Source organism: Corallococcus sp. AB049A, from assembly GCF_003668885.1.
Lineage (GTDB): Bacteria > Myxococcota > Myxococcia > Myxococcales > Myxococcaceae > Corallococcus > Corallococcus interemptor.
The window spans coordinates 1-469 of record NZ_RAWL01001018.1; the positions used below are offsets into that span (position 1 = coordinate 1).

The 469-nt window shown below is 56.9% G+C and carries 1 pseudogene; it reads right to left on the reverse strand.

Annotated features, from left to right (window positions below):
• Positions 1–134 precede the first annotated feature (134 nt).
• Positions 135–443: pseudogene (locus D7X55_RS46195) on the reverse strand (type IV secretion system protein VirB3).
• Positions 444–469 lie beyond the last annotated feature (26 nt).

Below are 469 nucleotides of genomic sequence, written 5' to 3' on the forward strand. Positions count from 1 at the left end.
ACATGCGACGACAACGGAATGAACTCACTGATGGAGGTGTCAGGGCTGAACATACGACTGCTTCCAAAGAGGTAGTGCCAAGGAGTTACAAAAGACCCGGCGGGCGCAGACGCCCGCCAGGCCGGATCCGGACCTCAATCCATTCGGGCCGGCTTGTCGCGGTAATGGTTGGGGTTGAATACCCACATGCCATCGTGTTCCTGCACGTTGCGGACTTTCAGCTTGAACATCAGGCGCAGGCCCAACAGGCGGAAGATCATTTCGTCACGCTTGGCCATCTGCCGCATGATGAAGACCGCCACCGGAATGGTGAGCAGGAATCAGAAGTTCGTGTACATGCTGAGCAGCAGCAACCCACCTGCCACCATGAAAAATGGCAGGTAGGGGACACCCAGGAACATCGCTGGGCGCGTGCAGCCGCGGAACACGACGTTCTTATGCACTGTAGTACTGGATCACGTGGTTGATC